The following is an 18,997-nucleotide window of genomic DNA, read 5'->3' as shown; positions in this document are numbered from 1 at the left end:
AACCCGGTCATGGCGACCCGAAAGATCAAGATCCTGGCCGGCTCCGGGCTGTTGCTGGCGGTGGCTGGCGGCACCTGGCTTGCGATGAACCTGTTCGCCGCGCAGGCGCAGGGCACATTGTCGCAGCACCCGATGAACCTGAAGGTCTCCGCGCCGCCGTCATTCATCATGGCGGTGGATGATTCGGGTTCGATGACCTTTCAGACTCAGTTCCCAGGGCAGGATGGAACGGCGTGCTGGAGCAACGCGCGCAAGAGCTTCTTCAAGTCGGCCGGGGTCCTGAACAAACCGGATGACATCATCGCTTACGATTCGTGGAACAGGCCCTACAACGATGGGCAGTGCAACTATTTCTACCTGTTGCCGGGGCCGCGGATCAACACCAGTTATCTCGGAATCCCTGCGTTGGACGTGTTCGGGTTTGCCCGATCCGCTGCCTACAATCCAGCCTACTACGATCCCTCGATCCAGTATCAACCCTGGCTCCGTATCGTCAATGAGGCTGTTGAATCCTACCCGGCATCGGTCGCCAGCGCCGCGCTCATTGATCCGCGTAACCAGAATGACAGCAACTATGTCGTAAATGTATCGAGCAGCTACCTGGGAACTCGATCCTGGGATGTGCAGCGCATGCAGGACGGCATGTATGCCCCGCCGGGCCAGCGATACATGACCGTATCCGACTCCGGACGGTTCAGTTCCGTGCAGGAGAACAAATCTGGGACCTCATGGTCGTCCGCGGCCAACGCGTCGTTGGAGTACACGCCTGCGACGTTCTATATGCCCTTCAAGAGCGATGGCGACCCCTATCCGCAGTTGGCAGGAACGCCCAATGCCTATGCCAACGCGGGCAACAATCGGACCAAGGTCCTGGATGCCTGCGGCAAGGGTTGCCACATGTGGAAGTACGTGCTCACGGCAAGTGATGCGGCGGCAATGCAGAACTTCGCCAACTGGTTTACCTACTACGGAAACCGCAACCGCGCGATGATCGCGGGCATGACGCATGCGTTGAATGTCAACGATATGTATGTCGGCTATTTCAGGATCAACGATTTCCTGAAGTACAACAGCTCGACGGATGCTGCGAAGCGTCTAACGATCCAGGACATGAGCCTGATTGGTCAGAAGACTCAGCTGTATAACGACATGATCGCACTGACGGCCAGCGGTGGCACGCCAAACCGCAATGCGGTAAATGCGGCCGGCCTGCAGTTCATGCGAACCGACGATGCGGCCCCCATCAAGCTTTCCTGCCAGAAAAACGCGGTGATGCTGTTCACCGATGGCTACAGCAACAACGGCAACGGGTTCCCATCGAGTTCGATTCCCACCCCAGGGAACATTGACGGTGCCATGGGTGCCCCGTTCAAGGACAGCAACTCGGATACGATGGCTGATATCGCGGCGTATTATTACGTCAATCCGTTGCGCACCGATACCGCGATGCCCAAGGGCAATGTGCCGGTGCCGGAGCAGTGCGCGACCAGTACCGACAAGTCGCTGGACTGCAACAAGAACCTGCATATCAACTTCTACGGGATCACCCTGGGTGCGCGTGGCAACCTGTTCGACCCTGACAAGCAGCAGAACCCGTATACCGATTCGGCGGTCTACAGCAACTGGCCAAGTCGCCAGAACGACAACCCCAGCACCGTGGATGACATCTGGCACGCCGCGACCAATACCCGCGGTGAGTACATCAACGCGCGTACTCCGGCAGACATCACCGCGGCCATGCGCCGGGTGCTGTCGTCGGTCACCTCCGGGCCAGCGCCTTCGGGCAGCCAGGGCCTGACCGGCGCGCGTATCGGTACCGGGTCGCTGGCGGTCACACCCCAGTTCGAAGTGGCCAACGAGGAAACCGATTGGTTCAGTCGCCTGAAGGCATCCAAGCTTGCGGTGAACGACAAGACGCAGCAGACCGAGTACACGCAGGTGTGGGAAGCGGCGGAGAAACTGGGAGCGCAGCGTTCGCGCACCATCGTTGCCACCAAGGGCAATGCTGCAGTTGACTTCAGCAGCACCAACATCGCCTTCAGCGACCTCTGCAACAAGGATGAGAAGCAGTATCCGGGCATTGCGCGCTGTTCCGCGACCGAGGCTGAAAAGCTGGGCGGCGACATCGCCACGGCCATGGCTTATCTGCGCGGCGACGCATCGCGCGAAGTACGCAATTCGGGGGGCATCTATCGCACCCGTACCACCGTGCTGGGCGACATCGTCAATTCCAGCCCGGTGATCAGTTCGCCCCGCGACGACTATGGCTACCAGCGCATCAGCACCGCGATGGCGACCTCGTATGCCACGTATCTGACCCGCAAGCGCAACAATGGCCGCTACATGGTCTATGTCGGTGCCAATGACGGCATGCTGCATGCCTTCGACGGTGGCATGAACGGCAGTGGCGTAAGTGACGGTGCCGGTGGCAGCGAGACCTTCGCCTACATCCCTGGAACCGCGCTGGGCCACATGGCCAACCTGCTGTATCCCTACGTGGCGGCCAACAAGTCCGACCAGCGCTTCCGTCATCGCTACTACGTGGATGGACCGATCGCGGTGGCGGACGCACAGATCGGTGGCAACTGGGCCACGGCGCTGGTCGGTACGGCGGGCGCCGGTGGGCGCTCGGTGTTCGCGCTGGATGTGACCACGCCGTCCAGCTTCGGTACCGGCAATCGCCTGTGGGAAATCAGTGACGTGGCGCCGGGGCTCGATAGCACCGTAAAGGCGAACATCGGCCATGTCCTTGGCAAGCCGGTGATCGTGCCGGTGAAGGAAGGGACCGGGGTGGCGTGGAAAGCGATCTTCGGCAACGGTTACAACAGCCTCAGCCGCAAGGCCGTGCTGTTCGTGGTCGACCTGGGATCGGGCGCGGTGCGGATGATCACTGCTACCGAGGCCGCAGCAACCGCACCTGCCGGTGACAATGGCCTGGGCAACATCGTGGCTGTCGACCGTTGGCGCGCAGACAGCGCCGGTGGGACGGGGCGTGTACGTGGCCGTGACGGCCTGGCGGACACGATCTATGCGGCCGACCAGCGCGGCGCGCTGTGGAAGTTCGACCTGGAAAGCACGGCGACCTCGGTCACCACGCCGGTGTTCACCACGGCGCGCCAGACCAACAACAACAACCAGGTGTATCGCCAGCCGATTACCGGTGGCATGACCGCCGTGACCGGACCCGGTGGTGGCGTGATGCTGGTGCTGGGTACCGGCAGCTTCTCCTTCGACAATGACCCCCAGGATCTCACCGCGCAGTCGCTGTACGGTGTCAACGACACCAGCAAGGACCAGCCGGAGGCCACGATCGTGCCCGCCAATCTGATGGCCTATACAGTGACCACCACCAACAAGTTGCGCACGGTCACGGCCACACCCTTCTCCGGCGCGGCGCGCGGATGGAGCATTGCACTGCCCGGCGCAGGTGAGCGCTTTGTTGGTAATCCTGCCGTGGCGTCGGGAACGGTGTTCATGCCTACCTACATGCCCACCGCGGGTGGCCGTGGCTGTTCGACCGAGGGAAGCAACTGGCTGTTTGGCCTCAATCCGATCTCGGGCGTTGCATCGCTGGAGCAGGCGCGGGTCGGGTCCATTACCGGTACGCCCTACGGAGCGGGCACGGCTGGCGTCAGTCTCGACACCGGCGGCACCGCACCGGTGAAGGACGTCAATGTCTCGGTGATGCCGCGCCTGGCAAAGGGTGCCGATCGAGGCGGACGTGCCTGCTGGATGGCGGTCAACGTGGCGGGTGCTCCGACGATGTACGTGCCTTATCCCTGCGGTCGCCAATCCTGGCGCCAGATCCAGTAACGAAGACATGCCCATGAGCCTGAACACTCTTTCCCGTACCCTGCGTCGTCCCGGCAAGCAGCACGGTTTCTCCCTCATCGAACTGATGATCGTGGTGATCGTGCTCGGTATCCTGGCCGCGATTGTCGTTCCGTCGTACCAGCAGTACATCCGCCAGTCGCACCGGGGCGTGGCCAAGGCGGACCTGGTGGAATACGCGCAGCGTGCTGAGCGCTACTACTCGGTGAACAACAACTACTCGGGCTTCGCGCTGCCCAGCAAGGTGTCGCCGCGCGAGGGCGGGACCACACGGTACGCGATCACGTTCGATGGCAAGGCGTCCTCGTTCACGCTGACTGCGACGCCCCAGGGCAACCAGACCAAGGACAGCTGCGGGACGCTGAGCGTGGACCAGGCCAACCGCAAAACGGCCAGCGGCACGGTTTCCGATTGCTGGTAAATCAGGTGTTGATCTTCCTCTGAACGCCCAGTACAATGCGCCTCCCCGCCCGAATAGCTCAGCCGGTTAGAGCACTTGACTGTTAATCAGGGGGTCGTTGGTTCGAGTCCAACTTCGGGCGCCAGATACTGCAAAAGCCGCGAGAAATCGCGGCTTTTGTCGTTTTGGCCCGTCAGCAGGGAAGGGTGCGGTCGACACGCTCGCTGCGGATGCGGCCGCCGTTGTTGATGACCAACCTGCCATGCAGCCGGTCTCCTGCGCAGATGCGCAGCGTCAGATTGGCACCGGGACTGCGCCCGTCAGGCTGGAAGAACAGCAGCGGCCGTCCACCGCTGGCCTGGGCGACGATGGCGATGTCGGTCCGGCCTTGATGGTGGATCAGGATGTCCTGGGCGGATGCTGGTGTCCCCCGGTGCCTGCCGCTGCGATAGATGATCCACCCTGCGCTCCAGTCGCGGGAGCACTGCTCACCGTCGTCGCTGGCGCACAGCCCGATCAGTTCGCGGCGCTTCAGGGCCTCGCTTCTGGCGCTGGAAAGACTGGCATGCAGGGTCAGCTGCAGGGCGTCGGCGCGTTGCCGCAACAGCACCGGGCGCAGGGCCGGCCAGCCCACGGCCAGCAGAACGGAAAGGATGGCGATCACCACCAGCATCTCGACCAGATGCACGCCGCGTGATGCTGAACGACAGTGGGCGGGAGTGCGATGCATGGCATCAAGCCTCGCGCCGCAGCGGGACGGCCGCCATCAGGCACTGCCGCGCCCGCCTGCCCGGAAAGCCCTCAGCCGGCCGTCACCCCTTGCCCCGTATACTTGTCCTTCCCGGGAACTGGCAACACCATGAGCGACCGTTTCGAACTCGTCTCGCCGTATTCGCCGGCGGGCGACCAGCCTGATGCCATCGCGAAGCTGACCAGCAACTTCGAGGCGGGCATCGCCAAGCAGACCCTGCTGGGCGTCACCGGCTCGGGCAAGACCTACACCATCGCCAACGTCATCCAGAACGTGCAGAAACCGACGCTGATCATGGCGCCGAACAAGACGCTGGCGGCGCAGCTGTATGGTGAGTTCAAGGCGTTCTTCCCGCACAACGCGGTCGAGTATTTCGTCAGCTACTACGACTACTACCAGCCGGAGGCCTACGTGCCTTCGTCGGACACCTTCATCGAGAAGGACAGTTCGATCAACGAGCACATCGAGCAGATGCGGCTGGCCGCGACCAAGACCCTGCTGTCGCGCCCGGATGCGATCGTGGTGGCCACGGTGTCGGCGATCTATGGCCTGGGTGCGCCGGAGGACTACCTGTCGCTGCGCCTGATCCTGTCCAAGGGCGAGCGCATCGACCAGCGCGACCTGATCAATCACCTGACCCAGCTGCAGTACACGCGCAATGAGTACGAGCTTCAGCGCGGCACGTTCCGCGTGCGTGGCGAAGTGATCGACGTGTTCCCGGCCGAGTCGGACAGCGAAGCGCTGCGCATCGAGCTGTTCGACGGCGAGGTCGAGAAGATCACCCTGTTCGACCCGCTCACCGGTGAGACGATGCGCAACATGCAGCGTTTCACCGTCTACCCCAAGACCCACTACGCCACCACCCGCGAGCGCGTGCTGGCCGCGGTGGAAACGATCAAGGTGGAGTTGAAGGAGCGGCTTGAGCAGCTGTACGCGGAAAACAAGCTGGTGGAGGCGCAGCGCCTGGCACAGCGCACGCAGTTCGACATCGAGATGATGGCCGAGGTCGGGTTCTGCAACGGTATCGAGAACTACTCGCGGCACCTGACCGGCAAGAACGCCGGCGAGCCGCCACCGACTCTGTTCGACTACCTGCCGCCGGATGCGCTGCTGGTGATCGACGAATCGCATGTGACCATTCCGCAGATCGGCGCCATGTTCAAGGGTGACCGCTCGCGCAAGGAAACCCTGGTTGAGTTCGGTTTCCGCCTGCCGTCGGCGCTGGACAACCGCCCGCTGCGCTTCGAGGAATGGGAGGAGCGCTGCCCGCGCAGCATCTACGTGTCGGCCACGCCCGGGCCCTATGAACTGCGTGAAGCCGGTGACGAGATCACCGAACTGGTGGTGCGCCCAACCGGCCTGATCGACCCGGTGGTGGAGATCCGGCCGGTCGGTACCCAGGTCGACGATCTGATGAGCGAGGCCAACGCGCGCATCAAGGCGGGCGACCGCGTGCTGGTCACCACGCTGACCAAGCGCATGGCCGAGAACCTCACCGAGTACCTCACCGAACACGGTATCCGCGTGCGCTACCTGCACTCGGACGTGGATACGGTCGAGCGCGTGGAGATCATCCGCGACCTGCGCCTGGGCAAGTTCGACGTGCTGGTCGGCATCAACCTGCTGCGCGAAGGCCTGGACATGCCCGAGGTGTCGCTGGTGGCGATCCTCGACGCCGACAAGGAAGGCTTCCTGCGCTCCACCGGTTCGCTGATCCAGACCATCGGCCGCGCCGCCCGCAATGTGCGCGGCAAGGCGATCCTGTATGCGGACAAGGTGACCCGCTCGATGCAGGCAGCGATCGACGAGACCGACCGCCGCCGCGCCAAGCAGGTCGAGTACAACGAAGAACACGGCATCGTGCCGCGCTCGGTGGCGCGCCCGATCGTCGACGTCCTCGAAGGTGCGCGTTCGGATGCGGCGGAGAAGGAAGCCAAGAAGGGCAAGGGCAAGGGCAGGGCGGGTGTTGCCGAGGACGGAGCCGATTACCGTTCGCTCGGTCCGGCCCAGCTGGCGGCGCGTCTCAAGGCGCTCGAACAGCAGATGTACCAGCACGCCAAGGACCTGGAATTCGAGGATGCCGCACGGGTGCGTGACCAGATCCGGCAGCTGAAGGAAGCGAGTCTGGGCTGAACGCGGCGGTGCAGCATCTTCTTCACAAAAGTGTTGCGCTTCACGGCCGGCATCCGTAATATACGCGGCCTGCACCGACGCAATCGCGGACGTTCAGAAGCAAAAACGGGCGGTTAGCTCAGCGGTAGAGCACTACCTTGACATGGTAGGGGTCACAGGTTCGAACCCTGTACCGCCCACCACGAAGTCTCCGGAAGGAGGCTGTCGTGAACTGAAGAGCCCGGCCCTGGCGCCGGGTTTTTACGTAGCAAGGCCAGCTTTCGGGCGGCAGGAACAAGATGGGCGGTTAGCTCAGCGGTAGAGCACTACCTTGACATGGTAGGGGTCACAGGTTCGAACCCTGTACCGCCCACCACCTGGCTCCCGGCATTGCCGGTGCAGCGGTGGATCACGATGAAAGCCGGCCCTGGGCCGGCTTTCTCGTTTACGACGGTTGCCGGTGCCGAGCGTCAGCGCTGGGCAACCCATTCGTCGATGCTGATCATGCGCTGCAGCCGCCAGTGCCCGTCCACGCGTTCCCAGACCTGCGCGAAGCGCGCCGAGCCGGCTTGCCGCTGCGGGGCGTCGGCCTGTGGCGGCTGATTGCCCACGCGCAATACGCGATCCTGGCGTAGCCGGTACAGCTGCAGGGTGGCCGGGGCTGCTTTCCGACCCGGCACCGACGATGTTTCTGCCTGACCGGCGTCGGCCTGCAGGATCTGGCTGCGCAGGGAGGCATCCCCGGCGTCGGCATCGCGGCCGAACAGGCCAGCGCACAACAGCAGCAGGGCAAGCATCGGCATGGCACGGTGCTCCGGAGAAGGGAGTCCAGCGTGGCACTGCCCCCTGCGCTGTGAAACCGGTATGCGACGAAAGCCGGAAAAGCGCCCGCCAAGTCGCTGCGGGAAGGATGAATCCGGGCCAGGAAGTGCCGGGCCGCGCTTCAAGGCGGCCCGGCGTGGTGGGCCACTGCGGGGTGGCCCGGTCATGGCCGCGGCGCTGGCTCAGCTCCGCGGCGGGTGTGGCAGGTCAGCGATGCCGACCCCATGCACGGATCCGGTTACAACGGATCGCAGCACAGCAGCTGGCCGTGCTTGCCCGCGTTGCCGAACGGGCACTGCGGGTGTGGTTCGCAGCCCGGTGCATATCCGGTCTTGGGCGAGACGGCGAAGGCCTGGCTGGCGCCGAAGGCCATGGCCGCGACAACGACGATACCGGCGACGGACGAAAGCACTTTCTTTCCGATCATGTGTATCTCCTTGGTTGGCGTTGTGGAGTTGCAGTTGCCGAAGGCACGGGAGTGCCGGTTGTGGCGCGAATGCGGTAACAGGGGGCCGCGACGCGATGCGCGGCACGCGGGATCAGGGCAGCGCCGGCTTCGGTGCGAGCGAGGCGACGGCAGCCTGCACGACCTGGGCGTCGAGCTGGCCGACATGCTTGTAGGCAACGCGGCCATCGGCAGCCAGCACCATCAGCATCGGCGTGACGGTGGCGCGATAGCGCGTGGACGCGGCGGCTTCGTTGTCGATGGCGATCGGGAAGCGCAGTGCATGTTTGCCGGCGTAGTCCGCCAGCTGGTCGTATGGCGGCATGCCGACACCGACCAGTTCGCTGTTGCCGCGGGCCGCGGCGATCTGTTGCAGCTGCGGTACCGAGGCCAGGCAGTAGCGGCATGCGGTGGAGAAGAAATAGAGGATCTGCGGAACCTCGCGCGCACCGCCGATATCGACGAAGGTCTGCTGCGTGGTGCGCAGCGCCAGCGCATCCGGGCGACTGCCCAGTTCGAGGCCATGTGCTGCAAGACGCATGTCCTGCAGCTGCGTGGCCATCTGCTCATTGATCTGCCGCAGCTGGCGGTTCTGCCATCCGAGCGCGATGACCAGCACGGACAGCAGCAGGGCGACAACGGGGAACAGGACGCGCTTGAGCATCGATCATCCTTGAACACAGCGTTGGGTCGAACATACCCGAACTGGCGCGCAGGTTGTTAAGCGGATGTTCCCGGCGCATCCTCCGACGGAGCACATGTACTAGAGTTGTGCCCGCGCAGGCTTGCGTGCATGCCCTCCACCCATCCCCAGGATCTTTCAACGATGAGCGATCATGTGCCGGTTTCCAGGCCCAATCCGTTCTTTGAAGTGCTGTTCGGCGGCAACATGCTGGAAGGTACGTTCAAGGCAGTGATCTGGGTCGCCCTGTTGTCCGCTGTGCTGGCCTGGACCACGTTCCGCTGAGCGGCTGCGCGGCACTGCGGCAGCGTTGCGGCTGGCCGGTGCTCAGGCGCTGAAGGCCTGGCGCAGGCTGCGCAGGGTGGCCTGCCGGTGCTCTTTCGCGCTGGCCTCGCCCATCTCCAGTTCCTGCAGGCGCAGCCCGACCAGGGTCATCGAAAGCGCGTATCCCCGGGCCGCGTCGGCAACGCGCGACTGGCCGAGCGCGCGACGTGCAAGCGCGCTTACGTGCTCAAGGTCGGGCATCAGGCCAAGGTAGACGCGTTCGGCGCTGTCCAGATCGGGGGCTCGCAGGATCGCGTGTGCTTCGGAAGTGGGGGAGACGGAGGCCATGGGGAGTCCTTGTCCGTAGCGGGTGCTCGTTCAGAACGAGCGCATCAGGGAAATGAAGGCCGACGACTGTGTGCCGCGTCGTGCCATCGGGCTGTCCTTCACCGCATCGCCAAACCACTGGTTGGCGACGACGCCGGTCGCGCGCCACTTCGTGCCCAGCGGCGTGCTGACGGCGATCTGCAGGCTTGGCGATGTCGTGCTGCCCGGCCGGTAGGCGGCCAGTCCGGAGCGCAGCGCTTCCTCATCGCTGATGCCGTAGTAGTAATCCAGCAAGCGTGCGCTGGAGCGCACCACGCCCACCTTGGGGACCCACGTGAAGCGGCCGGCCTGGATCGGATAGCTGTAGTGCAGGCGCGATTCGAAACCGCCGCCGTGGCCGGTGATCTCACGCATCACCCCAGCTTCGATGATGCCCCAGTCGGCGCTGTATTCGCCGTTGATGCCGGCCATGGCCGACATCTGCCGGCTGTGCAGGCGGCGCAGCTGCGGATCATTCACGTCATCGGTCTTGAAGCGCAGCGTGTAGGGCGTGAGCGCCGTCGAAAGGCGCAGGCCCTGGCCCTTGTACAGGTACATCCCCAGCGAGCCGGGGCTGGCGAAGAAGCGCTGGCCCTGCCAGGCAATGGACGGAACCACCAGTGGTTTGACGTCGTAGTGCGCATACGCGCCCGAGGTTGCGCCAGCGCTGATGCCGGCCTGCACGCCCGGGTTGCGGTCGGCGGCCTGCGCGAACACCGGCAGGCCGAATGCAGCGGAGAACAGCAGCGGGCGCAGCAGGGTCGGGGACAGTGACGGCATCGATCAGCGACTTTGCGGGGGATGGCTGCGCATGATGGCGGGGCAACATTGTCAGAACATTGCGTCGGCGCATCCGGCAGGCCGAAGCGGAAAAAGTGGGCGCCAGGCACTATGATCGGCACCGTTTCCGGTAGCCGAGCCCCCGATGCGCATCCTCCTGGTCGAAGACGATCCTGATCTGTCCCGAGCCCTGCAATCGGGACTGGAGCGGCAGGGCGTGGTCGCCGATGTGGTTGGTTGCCTGGCCGAAGCGGCCATCGCGCTGCGCGAACCCGTGCACCAGCTGATGCTGCTCGACCGCCAGTTGCCTGATGGCGACGGCGCTGGCTTCGTTGCCGTTGCGCGGGCCCTGCGCCCGAACCTGGCGGTGATCATGCTGACTGCCAAGGGCACGCTGTCGGACAAGGTCGAGGGCCTGGATGTCGGCGCCGATGACTATCTGGTCAAGCCGGTGGCGATCGAGGAGCTGATGGCGCGCATCCGTGCGGTGTCGCGGCGGCCGTCTGCGATGGTGACACCCAGCCTGCGACTGGGCCGGCTGGAATTCGATTTCGAATCGCTGCAGGCGCAGGTCGATGGCCAGCTGCTGGCGCTGCCGCGCCGGCAGGTGCTGGTGCTGCAGGCGCTGGCGATGCGGCAGGGACGCACCGTCACCCGCAGTGCCTTGGAGGCGGCAGTGTACGGCTTCGATGACGAGATCCAGTCCAATGCACTGGACGCGCATATCTCCAAGCTGCGCAAGGCGCTGCAACAGGCGGGGGCCGGCGTGGAGATCCATGTGATCCGCGGTGTCGGCTACCTGCTGGCGGAGGCCTGAGATGGCACGTCCGATCCGTTCCATCACCCTGGGCCTGGCCTGGCGCCTGTTCCTTGCACAGGCCTTCACCGTGCTGTTCGCGGTGGTCGCGTTGATCCTGACCTGGGGTGACAAGGACACCTGGGGCATGGACATGTTCATGGCCGAGGCAGTGGCCAAGGCAGTGCACAGCGAGGGTGGCCGACTGGTGCTGGACCAGGCGCGCTGGGAAAAGCTCGATGCCAGTGCAGGCGGCAACCTCTGGTTCGCGGCAGTCGACGACAAGGGTGTCTGGTTGGAGCGCGGCACGATTCCGGCGATCCACGCGCCGCTGCTGGCGCGGTTGCCGACGCTGGGCGCGACCGAACTTGGTTCGCTGGTGCCGCCGTACCTGGATGTGGCGCGGGTGATGATCCGCAACGAAGAGGGGCGCCGCATCACGGTGATGGTCGGTGGCGCTCCAAAGGGCGGGTTGCTGGATGGCGCGCTGATGGTGCTGCGCCTGATCGGCCTGTGGTTCTTCCTGCCGTTGATCGTGGTCACGCTGCTGGTGATGCCGACGGTGATCCATCGCGCGATGCGCGGCGTGCGCCGCTCCGCGCAGCAGGCCAAGGAACTGGACATCGGCCAGCCGGGTGCGCGCCTGGATGCGCAGCTGGTGTCCACCGAAGTCGCACCACTGGTGGAAGCGTTCAACGATGCGATCGACAAGGTGCAGCAGGGCTATGCAGCGCGCGACAAGTTCCTCGCCGATGCCGCGCATGAGCTGCGCGTACCGATCGCGGTGGTGCAGGCGCGCCTGTCGCAGCTGCCGCAGGGTGAACTGAAATCGCAGTTGCTGACCGACGTCGCCCGCCTCGGCAACGTGGCTGAGCACCTGCTCGACCTGCAGCGTCTCGATCGCAATGTCGGCGCGCTGCAGCGGCTGGACCTGGCGTTGCTGGTGCGCGAGGCGGCCGCCGATCTGGCGCCGCTGGTGGTCGGCGCCGGTTATGGCTTCGAGGTGGATGCGCCGGAGTCGCCCGTGTGGATCCATGGCGACAGCCTGGCGCTGGGGCGGGTGATCGCCAACCTGGTGCACAACGCCATCGTCCATGGCGGCGGGCGCGGCACGATCTGCGTGCGCCTCGATGCACGCGGCCTGCTGGAGGTCAGCGACCAGGGCGCCGGCATTCCGGTCGGCGACCGCGAAGCGATCTTCGAGCCCTTCCACCGCCTGCGTGCAGCCGGCAGCGGCAGTGGCCTGGGCCTGCACCTGGTGAAGGAAATCGTGCAGCACCACGGTGGCTCGGTCAGCGTTGGCGAAGCGGCTGGCGGCGGCGCCAGCTTCAGAGTCAATTTCCACCGCGGTACCGTACGGCGCTGACAGGCGCACGGGGAAAGGCCCGATAGGCAGCCTGCGACCTCCAGCGGCAGGCTGGGGAAATGGTTCCCGATCGATCCGCCCCGGCCCTGTTTGGCTTTGGCTGCGCTGCAGGCCTGGTGCTGGGGGCGCTGGCCTGCGTGCAGATGCCGATGTTGCTGCCGCTGTGGCTGAGTGTGCCGATGGCGATCGCCGGCGCCGGCGGCTGGCTGTTGCCCTGGCGCGGCCGTGCCTGGGCCGCGGCCCTGCTCGGCCTGGCCTGGGCAACGGTGCACGGGCACTGGGTCCTGCATGGCCAGCTGCCACCCGGCGCGCCAGCGCAGGATGTGCAGGTGCGGGGCCGGGTTGCCGACCTTCCCCAGCAGGGGCCCGGCTACACGCGTTTCGTGCTGCATGTCGAAGATGCCGGCGCGCTGCCATCGCTGCGTGGCAAGCGCCTGCAGGTGACCTGGAACGATCCGTGGCGCGGATCGCCAGCGCACGAGGCGGAGGGCGGGCGCCATGCGGTTCGCGCAGGATCGCATTGGCAGTTGTCGTTGCGCGTGCGCGCGCCACGCTCGCGGATCAATCCCGGCGGCTTCGATGGCGAGCGCCACGCCGTGCTGCGGGGCATCTCCGGCAATGCCTCGGTGCGTGATCCGGCCCGTGCGCGGGAGTGGCTGCCGGCGCAGGGCCTGCAGGCCTGGCGGGAACGCAGCAGTGCGGCGATCGCCGTGCAGGTGGCACATCCTGCCGCGCGGTTCGTGCAGGCGCTGGCACTGGGCGATACCCGCGGCCTGTCCGATGCCGACTGGGAACACCTGCGCGCGCTGGGCCTGACCCATCTGGTCGCCATCTCCGGTTTCCACGTGGGCGTGGTGGCTGGCTTCGGTGTACTGCTGTGCCGCTTGTGGTGGTGGCTGTGCCCGCTGCTGGGACGGTACTGGCCACGGCCGCAGGCCGCCGCATGGGGAGCGGCGCTGGCCGCAGCCACCTATGCCGTGGCGGCGGGTGGTGCGCTGCCGACGGTGCGCGCGGCGCTGATGATCGGGCTGGTCGCACTGGCCAGGGCCGGGCGTCGCCCGGTGGGCGCAGGGCAGGGGCTGGCGTTGGCCGCGATGGTGATGCTGTTGCCTGCGCCGCTGTCGGTGCTCTCGGCTGGATTCTGGCTGAGCTTCGGTGGCGTGCTGTGGCTGCTCTGGTGCCTGCCGAGGACGGGGCCGGAGGGAATCGGTGGCGGGCTGCGCGGGTTCCTTGCCGCGCAGGGTGTTGCCAGCCTTGGGCTGCTGCCGCTGTGCATCGCCTTGTTCGGCGGGACCGCGCGGCTGGGGCCGCTGGTCAACCTGCCGATCATCCCGTGGTGGACAATGCTGGTTGTTCCGCTGTCGCTGCTCGGTACCGGCCTGCACGTGCTGCATGACGGCGCGGGGCGTTGGGCCTGGCGTGCCGCGGCCTGGCTGTTCGAGCTCAGCTGGGGGGCCCTGCAGCCGTTGGCGCTGCATCCGCAGGCGATGTGGTGGCTGGCCGAGGCGCCGCGCTGGGCGCTACCCGTGGCCTTGCTGGGCGTGTTCTGGTGGCTGCTGCCGCGCGGCGCCGGCGGTGGCCTGGCGGGCCTGCTGCTGTGCCTGCCGCTGCTGTGGCCGGCCCGGCATGCACCGGCCGCGGGGGAGCTGGAGCTGCTGGTGCACGATGTCGGCCAGGGCACGGCGGTGCTGGTGCGCACGGCGCGGCACGCGCTCTGGTACGACGTAGGGCCGCCGACTGGCGGCGAGGGCAACGAACGCATCCTGGTCCCGGCCCTGCGCGCGCTCGGCCAGGGGCCGCCCCGGCAGGTGATGCTCAGCCATGACCACCTGGATCACACCGGCAGCCTGCCCAGCCTGCGACGGCAGTTGCCCGGGCTGCAGCTGCTGGCGCCACCGGGCAGCACCATCGGCGGCGCCACGCCCTGCCAGCAGGGGATGCGCTGGGAGTGGGACGGGGTTGATTTCCAGGTCCTGCACCCGGCGCCGGGCAGCCGGCAAGCCGAGAACGAGGACAGCTGCGTGCTGCGCATCGCCAGCCGTCACGGCGTGGTCCTGCTGCCGGGTGACATCGGTCGACCGGCCGAGGGGGCGCTGCTGCAGGCGTACCCGCACGCGCTGAGGGCGGACGTGGTACTGGTGCCGCACCATGGCAGCGGCGGCAGCTCCAGTGCGCCGTGGGTTGCGGCGGTGGCGCCGCGGTTGGCGGTGGTCTCGGCCGGGCACCGGAACCGCTTCGGCCACCCGCGCCAGGATGTGGTCCAGCGCTGGCAGGCGCAAGGCGCGGAGGTGCTGGCCACGGCCGACTCCGGGGCGATCCGCGTATGGCTTGGCGCACAAGGCCTGCAGCTGCGTGAACAGCGCATCCATGCATCCCGGTGGTGGGATGCCGCTGGGCGGGCGCGGTCGGCTGCTATCCTATCGCCGATCGAACAAGCGGCCGTTGGGCCGGAGGGTTGAAACGTGTGGGAACTGGTCAAGGCCGGTGGCTGGCCGATGGTGCCGCTGCTGCTGTTGGGCGTACTGGCTTTGGCGATCATCCTGGAGCGTTGCTGGTCCCTTCGGCGGACTGAAGTGCTGCCGCCCGGCCTCGGCCAGGAAGTGCGCAACTGGGCCGCCCGCGGCAAGCTCGACCCGGCCCACCTGCAGACCCTGCGGGCGAATTCGCCGCTGGGCGCGCTGCTGGCTGCCGCACTGGAAGCCCGCAACCGCCCGCGCGACCAGATCCGCGAGCGCATCGAAGACACCGGCCGCCACCTGGTGCACCGCATGGAGCGATTCCTGAACGCACTGGGCACCATTGCCTCGGCGGGCCCGCTGCTGGGCCTGCTCGGCACGGTGATCGGCATGATCCAGATGTTCCTGGGCATCCTCGACCACGGCGTGGGCGACGTGAACCAGCTGGCCGGTGGCATCGGCAAGGCGCTGGTGTGCACCGCCACCGGCATGATCGTGGCGATTCCGGCGCTGATGTTCCATCGCTACTTCAAGGGCCGCATCCACGGCTACGTGGTGGAGATGGAGCAGGAAGCCAGCGCCCTGCTGGATACGCTCGACGGCCGCCCCGGGGTGATGAACCCGGCCCCGGCCGCGCGCCAGTCCGGCGCCGCCACGGCGAAGGCCTGATCGATGCGTATCGGCAACGACCGACCCCAGGATGAGCCGCATATCGACCTGGTACCGCTGATCGACGTCATCCTGGTGCTGATCATCTTCTTTGTGGTCACCACCACCTTCGACGCGCGTTCGACGCTGCAGGTGCAGTTGCCGACCGCCAGCCAGCAGCAGACCAACGAGCCGCCGCGCTCGCTCAGCGTGCTGATCAACGCCGAAGGCCGTTACTTCATCAACGACCAGGAAGTGCTGCGCAGCGACGTGGAGTCGGTCAAGCAGACCATCGCCGCCGTGGCCGGCAGCGATCGCGAGCAGACCGTGCTGCTGCGTGCAGACGCACGCACTCCCTACCAGGCCGTGGTGACCGCGCAGGACGCGCTGGGTCAGCTCGGCTTCCGCCGTATTGCCATTGCAACAGCACCCGAGGTGCGTCCATGAGTTCCAAACACGCGCCGGTGTGGCCGATCTACAAACGTCTGCTGGGATACACCCGTGCCTACTGGGGCATGATGGTCGCCGCCGTCATCGCCATGGCGGTGGAGTCGGTGGCCGGCTACCACTTCACCAAGCTGATGGAGCCGCTCGTCAACCGTGGCTTCGTTAATCCCGAACCGAAAATGGCGGTGATCCTGCCGCTGACCATCCTCGGCCTGTTCCTGATGCGCAGCGCTGCCACCTGGGTGAGCGACTACGCGCTGGCCAAGACCGGCCGCAGCGTGGTGCGCGACCTGCGTGAGCAGGTGCTGGCCAAGTACCTACATCTGCCGTCCTCGCATTTTGATACCGAATCGACGCCGGTGATGGTCAGCCGCCTCAACTTCGATACCGAGCAGGTCACCCAGGCCAGTGCCGATGCGCTCAAGACCGTGGTTGCCGACACCCTGACCATCATCGCCATGCTGGCGGTGATGCTGCAGATGAGTGTCAAGGTGACCGTGGCGATGCTGGTGGTGGTGCCGATGATCGGCGTGATCGTGTCCTATGTTGGCAAGCGCTACCGCCGTATCAGCCGCGGCATCCAGGACGGCATGGGCACGATGGCGCAGACCGCCGAACAGTCGCTGGCGGCCCAGCAGGAAGTGAAGGTGCACGGCACCCAGCAACACGAAATGTCGCGCTATTCGCGCCTGGCCAACCGCATGCTGGCGCTGAACATGAAGGTGGAAATCACCCGTGCCGGTGCATCCAGCGTGGTCCAGTTCCTGGCCGCGCTGGCGCTGGCGGTGATCGTCTGGGTATCGACCCGTGAAGCACTGGCAGGCCGCCTCAATGCCGGCCAGTTCATGGGCCTGATGATCTCCATGACAGCGATCATCCCGTCGCTGCGCCGCCTGACCAGCGTGCAGTCCTCGATCTCCCGCGGTGTGTCCGCCGCCGAACGCCTGTTCGGCATCCTCGACATGCAGGTCGAGCGTGACGAGGGCCGCAACAACGTGCAGCGCGTACGCGGCGAACTGGCCTTCGACCACGTCATGCTGCGCTACCGCGAGGACAGCGGCATTGCCCTGGACGACATCAGTTTCGTTGCCAAGCCCGGCACGGTCACCGCCATCGTGGGTCGTTCCGGCAGTGGCAAGACCAGCCTGATCCGGCTGGTGCCGCGCTTCTACGAGCCCAGCGGTGGTGTGATCACCCTCGATGGCGTCGCGCTGGATGACTATCCGTTGGCCGACCTGCGTCGGCAGGTGGCGATGGTCGGACAGAAGGTCATGCTGTTCGATGACACCATCGCGGCCAACATCGCCTATGGCATGGAAGCGAGCGAGGAGCAGATCCGTGCGGCGGCCGAAGCAGCCAATGCGTGGGAGTTCATCGCGCGCATGCCGCAGCAGCTGCAGACCCCTGTCGGCGAGAACGGCGCGCTGCTGTCCGGTGGCCAGCGCCAGCGACTGGCGATCGCCCGCGCGATCCTGCGTGACGCCCCGATCCTGATCCTCGACGAAGCCACTGCCGCGCTGGACAACGAATCCGAGCGACTGGTGCAGGATGCGCTGCAGCGCCTGATGCCCGAACGCACCACGCTGGTCATCGCGCACCGCCTGTCGACCATCGAGCATGCCGATCAGGTGCTGGTGATGGACCACGGCCGCATCGTTGAACGGGGTACCCACAAGGAGCTGCTTGCCATGGGTGGCCTGTACCAGCATCTGCACAGCATGCAGTTCCGCGAAAGGCAGGACTGATGGCTGGCAAGGGTACCCAGACCCCGCCGTACTGGTACGACGGCAGCCCGGTTCCGTGGGCGATGCGCCTGCTGGCGCCGCTGTATGCCGGCGTCACCGCGCTGCGCCGCCGTGCCTACCGGCGTGGATGGCGCAAGCGCTACGCGCTGCCGGTGCCGGTCATCGTGGTTGGCAACATCACCGCCGGCGGCACCGGCAAGACGCCGCTGACCATCGCCCTGGTCGAGCGCTTGCGTGCGGCCGGCTGGAAGCCGGGCGTCGCCAGCCGTGGCTATGGCCGTGAAGACGCTGACAAGCCGCTGTGGGTGCAGGCCGACACGCCGACCGCCAAGGGCGGTGACGAACCGGTGCTGATCGCCTGGAAGACCGGCGTACCGGTGCGCGTGGACGCTGACCGCGTGGCCGCAGGCAGGGCACTGGTCCAGGCCGGCTGCGATGTGATCGTCTGCGATGACGGCCTGCAGCACTACCGGCTGGCGCGCGACATCGAGATCGAAGTGGTCGATGCCCAGCGGCGCTACGGCAACGGCCGGATGATTCCCGCCGGACCGCTGCGCGAGCCGGTCAGCCGTGCCGGCGAATGCGATTTCCGCGTGGTCAACCTGGGCCAGGCCGATGAGGAAAGCGCGGCACAGGCCTGCGGTTTCGGCCAGTGGCCGATGGCCCTGCACATCGACAGTGCACAGCCGCTGGCCGGTGGCCGCGCGCGCCCGTTGTCGTACTTCAAGGGTCAGCGTGTTCATGCGGTGGCCGGCATCGCCCATCCGCAGCGCTTCTTCGACATGCTGCGCGCGCGTGGCATCGGCGTGGTGCCGCACGCCTTTGCCGACCACCAGGCCTACCAGCCGCAGGACCTGTCGTTCGGCAGCCAGCTGCCGGTGCTGATGACCGAGAAGGATGCGGTGAAATGCCGCGCGTTCGGCAACGATTGGCATTACGCGGTGCCGTTGCGTGCCGAGCTGCCTGCCGCGTTCTGGGTGGCGCTGACCGACCGCCTGGACAAGCTGCGACCGAACTGAGCGGCGCGGCGGCGCTTGCATTCACGTGCCGCCGGCCGCATCCCCGTTGTAACGAGCCTGCCGAGTA

General features: G+C 66.3%; 17 protein-coding genes and 3 tRNA genes. 14 read left to right on the top strand and 6 right to left on the bottom strand.

What is annotated here, in order from left to right; translation table 11 throughout:
* Positions 1 to 9 precede the first annotated feature (9 nt).
* The 3 genes from AC5P8Y_RS16050 (at position 10) to AC5P8Y_RS16040 (ending at position 4,376) form a co-directional block, all read left to right on the top strand.
* On the top strand, positions 10 to 3,813 hold the full coding sequence (locus tag AC5P8Y_RS16050; protein WP_495202088.1) for a pilus assembly protein: 3,804 nt from the start codon (positions 10 to 12) through the stop codon (positions 3,811 to 3,813).
* Positions 3,814 to 3,826: 13 nt separating this feature from the next.
* The gene (locus tag AC5P8Y_RS16045; RefSeq protein WP_111108365.1) at positions 3,827 to 4,252 is read left to right on the top strand and encodes a type IV pilin protein; all 426 of its coding nucleotides are present in this window, start codon (positions 3,827 to 3,829) and stop codon (positions 4,250 to 4,252) included.
* 47 nt (positions 4,253 to 4,299) lie between these two features.
* Positions 4,300 to 4,376 (top strand) — tRNA-Asn (locus tag AC5P8Y_RS16040).
* A 48-nt stretch (positions 4,377 to 4,424) separates the two neighbouring features.
* On the opposite strand, the gene AC5P8Y_RS16035 is transcribed toward AC5P8Y_RS16040, so the two are convergent.
* Complete coding sequence (locus AC5P8Y_RS16035; protein WP_005408862.1) at positions 4,425 to 4,961, bottom strand: GspH/FimT family pseudopilin; 537 nt, start codon at positions 4,959 to 4,961, stop codon at positions 4,425 to 4,427.
* 129 nt (positions 4,962 to 5,090) lie between these two features.
* Here AC5P8Y_RS16035 and uvrB point away from each other — a divergent pair, with 129 nt between their 5' ends.
* The 3 genes from uvrB (at position 5,091) to AC5P8Y_RS16020 (ending at position 7,470) form a co-directional block, all read left to right on the top strand.
* Positions 5,091 to 7,115: an excinuclease ABC subunit UvrB gene (uvrB, locus tag AC5P8Y_RS16030; protein WP_033833863.1), complete on the top strand. Its 2,025-nt coding sequence runs from the start codon at positions 5,091 to 5,093 to the stop codon at positions 7,113 to 7,115.
* A 107-nt stretch (positions 7,116 to 7,222) separates the two neighbouring features.
* Positions 7,223 to 7,297: transfer RNA gene (locus tag AC5P8Y_RS16025), tRNA-Val, on the top strand.
* 98 nt (positions 7,298 to 7,395) lie between these two features.
* Positions 7,396 to 7,470 (top strand) — tRNA-Val (locus AC5P8Y_RS16020).
* Between the two features lie 94 nt (positions 7,471 to 7,564).
* Here the strand turns inward: AC5P8Y_RS16020 and AC5P8Y_RS16015 are convergent.
* The 3 genes from AC5P8Y_RS16015 to AC5P8Y_RS16005 form a co-directional block, all read right to left on the bottom strand.
* A complete protein-coding gene (locus tag AC5P8Y_RS16015; RefSeq protein ID WP_049431340.1) occupies positions 7,565 to 7,897 on the bottom strand; it encodes a hypothetical protein in 333 nt (110 codons plus the stop codon).
* Between the two features lie 257 nt (positions 7,898 to 8,154).
* Positions 8,155 to 8,343, bottom strand: coding sequence for a hypothetical protein (locus AC5P8Y_RS16010; protein ID WP_005408865.1), 189 nt, complete (start codon positions 8,341 to 8,343; stop codon positions 8,155 to 8,157).
* A gap of 112 nt (positions 8,344 to 8,455) precedes the next feature.
* Positions 8,456 to 9,025 (bottom strand): TlpA family protein disulfide reductase, encoded by a 570-nt coding sequence (locus AC5P8Y_RS16005; RefSeq protein WP_005408866.1) that lies wholly within the window; start codon positions 9,023 to 9,025, stop codon positions 8,456 to 8,458.
* A 162-nt stretch (positions 9,026 to 9,187) separates the two neighbouring features.
* On the opposite strand from AC5P8Y_RS16005, the gene AC5P8Y_RS16000 reads away from it, so the two are divergent.
* Entirely contained in the window at positions 9,188 to 9,328 is a 141-nt protein-coding gene (locus AC5P8Y_RS16000; RefSeq protein ID WP_164281623.1) for a hypothetical protein, read from the top strand.
* A 42-nt stretch (positions 9,329 to 9,370) separates the two neighbouring features.
* Here the strand turns inward: AC5P8Y_RS16000 and AC5P8Y_RS15995 are convergent, their stop codons facing one another.
* Complete coding sequence (locus AC5P8Y_RS15995; protein ID WP_005408868.1) at positions 9,371 to 9,655, bottom strand: hypothetical protein; 285 nt, start codon at positions 9,653 to 9,655, stop codon at positions 9,371 to 9,373.
* Between the two features lie 30 nt (positions 9,656 to 9,685).
* Positions 9,686 to 10,453 carry a MipA/OmpV family protein gene (locus tag AC5P8Y_RS15990; protein ID WP_111108366.1) on the bottom strand — a complete coding sequence of 256 codons (768 nt, stop codon included), beginning with the start codon at positions 10,451 to 10,453 and terminating at the stop codon, positions 9,686 to 9,688.
* 145 nt (positions 10,454 to 10,598) lie between these two features.
* Here AC5P8Y_RS15990 and AC5P8Y_RS15985 point away from each other — a divergent pair, with 145 nt between their 5' ends.
* From AC5P8Y_RS15985 to lpxK, 7 genes are read left to right on the top strand one after another with little or no spacing between them, the layout of a single operon-like run.
* The gene (locus tag AC5P8Y_RS15985; RefSeq protein ID WP_033833867.1) at positions 10,599 to 11,270 is read left to right on the top strand and encodes a response regulator transcription factor; all 672 of its coding nucleotides are present in this window, start codon (positions 10,599 to 10,601) and stop codon (positions 11,268 to 11,270) included.
* A 1-nt stretch (position 11,271) separates the two neighbouring features.
* Positions 11,272 to 12,615, top strand: a complete 1,344-nt coding sequence (locus AC5P8Y_RS15980; RefSeq protein ID WP_033833868.1) for a sensor histidine kinase — start codon at positions 11,272 to 11,274, stop codon at positions 12,613 to 12,615.
* 59 nt (positions 12,616 to 12,674) lie between these two features.
* Positions 12,675 to 15,074, top strand: coding sequence for a DNA internalization-related competence protein ComEC/Rec2 (locus AC5P8Y_RS15975; protein WP_111108367.1), 2,400 nt, complete (start codon positions 12,675 to 12,677; stop codon positions 15,072 to 15,074).
* Between the two features lie 3 nt (positions 15,075 to 15,077).
* A complete protein-coding gene (locus AC5P8Y_RS15970; RefSeq protein WP_111108368.1) occupies positions 15,078 to 15,740 on the top strand; it encodes a MotA/TolQ/ExbB proton channel family protein in 663 nt (220 codons plus the stop codon).
* Between the two features lie 3 nt (positions 15,741 to 15,743).
* On the top strand, positions 15,744 to 16,166 hold the full coding sequence (locus tag AC5P8Y_RS15965) for an ExbD/TolR family protein (RefSeq protein WP_111108369.1): 423 nt from the start codon (positions 15,744 to 15,746) through the stop codon (positions 16,164 to 16,166).
* Positions 16,163 to 17,911, top strand: a complete 1,749-nt coding sequence (gene msbA, locus AC5P8Y_RS15960) for a lipid A export permease/ATP-binding protein MsbA (RefSeq protein ID WP_033833869.1) — start codon at positions 16,163 to 16,165, stop codon at positions 17,909 to 17,911. The genes AC5P8Y_RS15965 and msbA overlap by 4 nt, the downstream gene beginning before the upstream one ends.
* The gene (lpxK, locus tag AC5P8Y_RS15955; RefSeq protein ID WP_005412821.1) at positions 17,911 to 18,930 is read left to right on the top strand and encodes a tetraacyldisaccharide 4'-kinase; all 1,020 of its coding nucleotides are present in this window, start codon (positions 17,911 to 17,913) and stop codon (positions 18,928 to 18,930) included. The genes msbA and lpxK overlap by 1 nt, the downstream gene beginning before the upstream one ends.
* The last annotated feature ends 67 nt before the right edge of the window (positions 18,931 to 18,997 follow it).

The sequence above is a fragment of the Stenotrophomonas sp. YJH_SMC_12-1 genome, from assembly GCF_059370935.1.
Note: the sequence above shows the minus strand (reverse complement) of the source record. Positions and strands in the feature narration are given on the sequence as shown.

Excerpts from the sequence above, each read along its gene's own strand:
- lpxK (WP_005412821.1), top strand. The coding sequence starts at position 17,911 with ATGGCTGGCAAGGGTACCCAGACCCCGCCGTACTGGTACGACGGCAGC.
- uvrB (WP_033833863.1), top strand. The coding sequence starts at position 5,091 with ATGAGCGACCGTTTCGAACTCGTCTCGCCGTATTCGCCGGCGGGCGAC.
- AC5P8Y_RS15980 (WP_033833868.1), top strand. The coding sequence starts at position 11,272 with ATGGCACGTCCGATCCGTTCCATCACCCTGGGCCTGGCCTGGCGCCTG.
- AC5P8Y_RS15975 (WP_111108367.1), top strand. The coding sequence starts at position 12,675 with ATGGTTCCCGATCGATCCGCCCCGGCCCTGTTTGGCTTTGGCTGCGCT.
- AC5P8Y_RS16045 (WP_111108365.1), top strand. The coding sequence starts at position 3,827 with ATGAGCCTGAACACTCTTTCCCGTACCCTGCGTCGTCCCGGCAAGCAG.
- AC5P8Y_RS15965 (WP_111108369.1), top strand. The coding sequence starts at position 15,744 with ATGCGTATCGGCAACGACCGACCCCAGGATGAGCCGCATATCGACCTG.
- AC5P8Y_RS16050 (WP_495202088.1), top strand. The coding sequence starts at position 10 with ATGGCGACCCGAAAGATCAAGATCCTGGCCGGCTCCGGGCTGTTGCTG.
- AC5P8Y_RS16010 (WP_005408865.1), bottom strand. The coding sequence starts at position 8,343 with ATGATCGGAAAGAAAGTGCTTTCGTCCGTCGCCGGTATCGTCGTTGTC.
- AC5P8Y_RS16035 (WP_005408862.1), bottom strand. The coding sequence starts at position 4,961 with ATGCATCGCACTCCCGCCCACTGTCGTTCAGCATCACGCGGCGTGCAT.
- AC5P8Y_RS15995 (WP_005408868.1), bottom strand. The coding sequence starts at position 9,655 with ATGGCCTCCGTCTCCCCCACTTCCGAAGCACACGCGATCCTGCGAGCC.
- AC5P8Y_RS16000 (WP_164281623.1), top strand. The coding sequence starts at position 9,188 with ATGAGCGATCATGTGCCGGTTTCCAGGCCCAATCCGTTCTTTGAAGTG.
- AC5P8Y_RS16015 (WP_049431340.1), bottom strand. The coding sequence starts at position 7,897 with ATGCCGATGCTTGCCCTGCTGCTGTTGTGCGCTGGCCTGTTCGGCCGC.
- AC5P8Y_RS15985 (WP_033833867.1), top strand. The coding sequence starts at position 10,599 with ATGCGCATCCTCCTGGTCGAAGACGATCCTGATCTGTCCCGAGCCCTG.
- AC5P8Y_RS16005 (WP_005408866.1), bottom strand. The coding sequence starts at position 9,025 with ATGCTCAAGCGCGTCCTGTTCCCCGTTGTCGCCCTGCTGCTGTCCGTG.
- msbA (WP_033833869.1), top strand. The coding sequence starts at position 16,163 with ATGAGTTCCAAACACGCGCCGGTGTGGCCGATCTACAAACGTCTGCTG.
- AC5P8Y_RS15990 (WP_111108366.1), bottom strand. The coding sequence starts at position 10,453 with ATGCCGTCACTGTCCCCGACCCTGCTGCGCCCGCTGCTGTTCTCCGCT.